Annotated in this window: 5 protein-coding genes and 1 pseudogene; 3 read left to right on the forward strand and 3 right to left on the reverse strand. The window is 63.2% G+C overall.

Annotated elements, in window-relative coordinates; translation table 11 throughout:
- Together EOA27_RS23930 and EOA27_RS23935 are read right to left on the reverse strand one after the other, a co-directional pair.
- Nucleotides 1-350 (reverse strand): DUF2062 domain-containing protein (locus EOA27_RS23930; RefSeq protein ID WP_127257418.1); only part of this gene is annotated, 350 nt, incomplete at its 3' end.
- Nucleotides 351-560: 210 nt separating this feature from the next.
- On the reverse strand, nt 561-941 hold the full coding sequence (locus tag EOA27_RS23935) for a VOC family protein (protein ID WP_189342387.1): 381 nt from the start codon (nt 939-941) through the stop codon (nt 561-563).
- 220 nt (nt 942-1,161) lie between these two features.
- Here EOA27_RS23935 and EOA27_RS23940 point away from each other — a divergent pair, with 220 nt between their 5' ends.
- From EOA27_RS23940 to EOA27_RS23950, 3 genes are all read left to right on the forward strand, one after another.
- On the forward strand, nt 1,162-2,694 hold the full coding sequence (locus EOA27_RS23940; RefSeq protein WP_126083461.1) for a winged helix-turn-helix domain-containing tetratricopeptide repeat protein: 1,533 nt from the start codon (nt 1,162-1,164) through the stop codon (nt 2,692-2,694).
- 642 nt (nt 2,695-3,336) lie between these two features.
- Nucleotides 3,337-3,966 carry a LysE family transporter gene (locus EOA27_RS23945; RefSeq protein ID WP_126078317.1) on the forward strand — a complete coding sequence of 210 codons (630 nt, stop codon included), beginning with the start codon at nt 3,337-3,339 and terminating at the stop codon, nt 3,964-3,966.
- Between the two features lie 54 nt (nt 3,967-4,020).
- Complete coding sequence (locus tag EOA27_RS23950) at nt 4,021-4,242, forward strand: hypothetical protein (protein WP_126078318.1); 222 nt, start codon at nt 4,021-4,023, stop codon at nt 4,240-4,242.
- Nucleotides 4,243-4,272: 30 nt separating this feature from the next.
- Here EOA27_RS23950 and EOA27_RS23955 read toward each other — a convergent pair.
- Nucleotides 4,273-4,488, reverse strand: a pseudogene (locus EOA27_RS23955) (orotate phosphoribosyltransferase); the annotation flags it as partial.

The following is a 4,488-nucleotide window of genomic DNA, read 5'->3' on the forward strand; positions in this document are numbered from 1 at the left end:
TGCTTGGGCAGGCGCTCATGCAGGAGCAGCTTGCCGGTTTCCCAGGACGCGCCCCACAGCAGCGGGGAGGTCAGCGGATTGCCGAAGAACACGGCGCCGAGTGCCGCCGCGACCAGATTGCCGGCGATCATCCAGCAAAGCACGGCGGCAACCACGAAATGGGCGCCAAGCGGGAAGAAGGAGGCAAAAACACCCGCGGCGACGCCGGCGGCGACCGAATGCGGCGTCGCGTTCAGCCGCAGGATGCGCTTGGAGAAATACTGCACGGAACGCGAGAACGAGCGGCGCGGCCATAGATAAGTACGCACCCGTTCCAGGAGGCCATCAGGCTCTCGGCGTCGAAAAAGCACTCTGTTCCAGTTCCCGGTCCTACACGCGCTGCCCCTGCCCACCGGGACGCGCCACACATATCTTGCGCCTCCATGGCGCAGAAAGGCAACAAGTCTCTGATATAGAGATGGGCAAGCCGCGGAACAACGAAACGCCGCCGCGTTGGTCTGCCGCAGCCTATAACAAGAACCTCATTCTGGCGAAACTGAGGAGAATTCCGGAGCTGGCAGCTACTTCCGGTATTCGCTGACCTCGACCAGATTGCTGTCCGGATCGCGGAAATAGACCGACATCATCGGCCCGCGCGCGCCAATGCGTTCGACCGGGCCGACTTCGACCGCCACGCCATTGGCTTGCAAGCTGGCCTGGACTTCGACGAGCGGCACCGCAGCCACCAGGCAGAAATCGCCGGAACCCGGCGTCGGCATCTTTGCCTTAGGTTCGAAAGTGCGGCCGACCTCGTGCAGGTTGATCTTCTGCGAGCCGAACAGAAGCGCGGTCGGCCGGTTCGCTTCATCCAGGCGCCGCATGCCGAGCACGCGCTGGTAGAAGTCGCAGGTCGCTTCGACCGAGCGGACCGTCAGCACGAAATGGTCGATCCCGGCGATCATTTTTGGTTTCCTTTCCTGCACGTCGTCACCCCGAAACCGCTGCGCGCCTTCTGGCGACATGTATTGATAACATTGTGGCCAGCTTCACGACACGGAATGCTTGCGAGCCAAGCTGAGCCGCGCTCTTCCGCACGTTCCCGGTCAGGCACGGGTCGCAAGATAAGAACGCAAACGCAGATCAAAGTTTCACTGGAACCGCGTAGCGGCTATTTTGGCGGTTATGGTCGCGCCGCCTTTCGTTTTCGGACCGTTTGTCTTCGCCCCCGCCCTTGGAGAGCTGCGGCGGGACGGCAAACCGATCGCGCTCGGTCAAAAAGGCGCTGCGCTCCTCGAGGCGCTGCTCAAGGCTGAGGGCGGTGTCGTCAGCAGGCAAGAATTGATGGATAGCGTGTGGCCTGGCATGGCGGTGGAGGAGGGAAACCTCTCCGTCCAGATCGCCACCCTGCGTAAGCTGCTTGGAGTCGACCCGGACGGCCGCGAGTGGATCGCGACTGTACCGCGGATCGGCTACCGCATGCTGACTTCGAGGCGTGGCGAGGACATGGTTGCGCTTCCCGCACAGCCGGCACTTGCCGTGCTGCCCTTCGAGGGCCTTGGTGGCGATTCCGAGCCGGACTGGTTCGCCGACGGCGTGGTCGACGACATCATCACCGCGCTCAGCCGTTTCAAGAGTTTCGCGGTGATCGCCCGTAACTCCTCGTTCGTCTACAAGGGCCGGGCCGTAGACGTGCGGCAAGTGGCGAAGGAACTCGATGTCCGCTACGTCCTCCAGGGCAGCGTGCGGCGTTCGGGCGACCGGCTCAGAATCACGGCCCAATTAATCCAAGGGAGCACCGGCGCGCATCTGTGGGCGCAGAACCTCGATGGCGCCCTCGACAACGTGTTCGATTTCCAGGACAGGATCACAGAAGCGGTCGCAACCGTGGTCGGGCCGGAGATCGAATGGGCCGAGATCGAACGTTCGCGGCGGGAGCGGCCCGGAAGCATCGCCGCCTATGACGTCTATCTTCAGGCACGGGCCAAGATCCTGTCGGAATCCAAACGGGGGAATGCAGAAGCCTATGCCCTTCTGACACAGGGCCTCGCACTTGAGCCGGACAATCCCCAATTCCTGGCTCACGCAGCCTGGGCGCTAGAACACCGCATAACGATGGGCTGGCCGCCGTTCGGGCCCGACGACAGGGAAAGATGCGCAGACTTCGCCCGGCGCGGGCTGGAACATGCGGCCGGCGATGCGATAGTGATGACGCATTGCGCCATGGCGCTGCTTCAGGTCGTCAGAGACTACGACTGGGGCATGGCCGTCCTTCAATCCGCGGTTGACGCCAACCCCAACAACCTGACGGTCGTCACTTCGGCGGGCGTGGGTCATCTCCATTGCGGGAGCGTCGAGGACGCGCTTGCCTGTTTCCACCGAGCGAACCGGCTGATGCCTCGCGATCAAATTGCGCATATAGCGCTCTGCGGAATTGCCCATGCGCATGTCATTCTCGGTAACTATGAAGAAGCGCTGGCGTCGGCTTCCCGTGCGCTGGCCCGCAATCCGAACTTCGACGCCACGCTCTGGATGTTGGCCGCTGCCAGCGCCTATCTCGGGCGCATGGACGAGGCCCGCCGATTTGTCGAGGCGCTGAGCAAGCTCTCTCCAGGCGTTACGATCGCGACGATCAGAGCGGGCCAGCCTGCCATGATCCCGGAGCGGATCGGCGTCGTGCTTGAAGGGCTGCGGCTGGCCGGCCTTGAAGAGGGATAATATCTGATAGCGCACCTTTGATCGGCAAGCACTTCGCCGGAAATCCCTTGCCCCCAATGCACATTACGGCGCCGCATATTGGATACTGATCGCTGCAACATGTTTCTTGGCGGTGAGCCGGCGCGGGAATTGCTGGCGCGGGCAGCCTCGGTTTCTCATATCTTTTTAGAATTTTTTACACTCGGCCAAAGGAGCCAAACGGTCCCTCTGGCGCAAAGTGCCCCTCGTTAACTTCAGCATTAAACCGAGGGGCTCAAATGTCACCGTTGATGATCGTCTCGCTCGATCAAGGCAAGATCTACGGGCAAAAACCTTCTGTGGATGAGTTGCATCGGCGGCTCATGGCGACCGGATTGGCGCAAGGTGGCTCGTTGCTCGCTGGAGCCATGCTTGTACCCGGCCGAGCCGCTTCCCGGCTTTTCACACCATTGTCCAGGTTCCGAGAAACAGTCACCGGCTTCGCGCGCCGCTTGGAACTGGCCTCCTCAAAGGAGCGGCGGAGATGGATTGTCCGCCGGAGCGCCTCCCCGTCGGAAATTACCGGTCGCACTAAGCCAGCCCTTTCCGGCCCATTCTCTATCTGACTTTGTCCTTAGCGCGACCGGCCGATAGAGGCGGTCATGCGTCGCTGGAGGAAACGCCATGAGCCTGGTGGATGCGAACGGATTCCAGGTCGGGCTGGCGCTCGGCATGGCCTCGATGGCCTCGGTCGGACCGAACAACCTGATGATGATCCGCGAGGGCCTGCTGCGCGGACGGGCGATATTCGTGGCAAGCCTGGTATGGGGCACTTACGTCGCGCTGATCTCCGCCTCTTACCTGCTGGGCGGCTCGATCGCCGGGCTCGATCCGGCTGTCCGCACGGCCCTCTCCTGGCTTGGCCTCGCGGCAGTGGCATGGTTCGCGCTGCAGTCCTTCCGCGCCGCCTCCGCCGCCGGTGGCGTCGAGCAGCGTTCCGCACACGCCGAGAGCGGGCGCTCCTGTCTTGCCCGCGTCATGGGCGTGGTGTGGATGAACCCGCTGACCTATGTCGAGCTGCTGCTCGTGCCGGCGGCGCTCGGCCAGTCCTTCGCCGCCGGCCGCGCCAGGCTCGAATTCGTCATGGCGCTGATCCTGATGGCCGCGCTCGCCTGCTACGGCTACACGCTGGGTGGCGGCCTCATGGCTTGGCTGCTTCGAAACCGCGCTAACCTGCGCATCTTCGATCTCATCTCGGGCGTTATCCTCACCGCCGTCGCAGTGACGATGGCGGCGGGGCTCGTCAGCCGATGAATGCGCTCGCAAGCGCGGCGCAAAGCTTGGCATTATCTTCGTAGGTGACTAAACGTGCAACGCTACAGGGAGTTCATGGGAGCAATCACCCACGTCGAGTATGACGCCGGGCGCGGCGTGTTCGAAAGCGTCGTCGAAATCCATCCATTTATCATCGCCGCTGGTATGGCCGACGAAACGGCGGCCGATCCGTGGACCGACAACGCCCCGGGCGGCGAAGCAGGTTCGGCCGTACGTGGATTGGCCCCGATAGCGAGCCGCGGAGTCAGCCGCTAAACTGCCCGCCGTCACGCGAACAAACTTGAGTCAGATGTTGCGGCTTCCCGGCTTGATAGCGGGAATGGCGGCGAGTTCCGGCGGCAGGCGGTCGGCAGGATAGGCCGGCACCTCATATTCGGCGAGCGCGACCAGCGGCACGCCGACATCGGTCTTGCCGGCCGAGCGGTCGATGATGCATGCGGCCGCGACGACCTCCGCGCCGATCTCGCGCAGGCAGTCGATTGTCTCGCGGATCGACAGGCC

This window comes from Mesorhizobium sp. M2A.F.Ca.ET.037.01.1.1 (assembly GCF_003998075.1).
In the GTDB taxonomy this organism is placed as follows: domain Bacteria; phylum Pseudomonadota; class Alphaproteobacteria; order Rhizobiales; family Rhizobiaceae; genus Mesorhizobium.

What these genes read in the sequence shown, in the direction of transcription:
- EOA27_RS23935 (WP_189342387.1), bottom strand. Translation starts at nt 941, where the DNA reads ATGATCGCCGGGATCGACCATTTCGTGCTGACGGTCCGCTCGGTCGAA.
- EOA27_RS23940 (WP_126083461.1), top strand. Translation starts at nt 1,162, where the DNA reads ATGGTCGCGCCGCCTTTCGTTTTCGGACCGTTTGTCTTCGCCCCCGCC.
- EOA27_RS23945 (WP_126078317.1), top strand. Translation starts at nt 3,337, where the DNA reads ATGAGCCTGGTGGATGCGAACGGATTCCAGGTCGGGCTGGCGCTCGGC.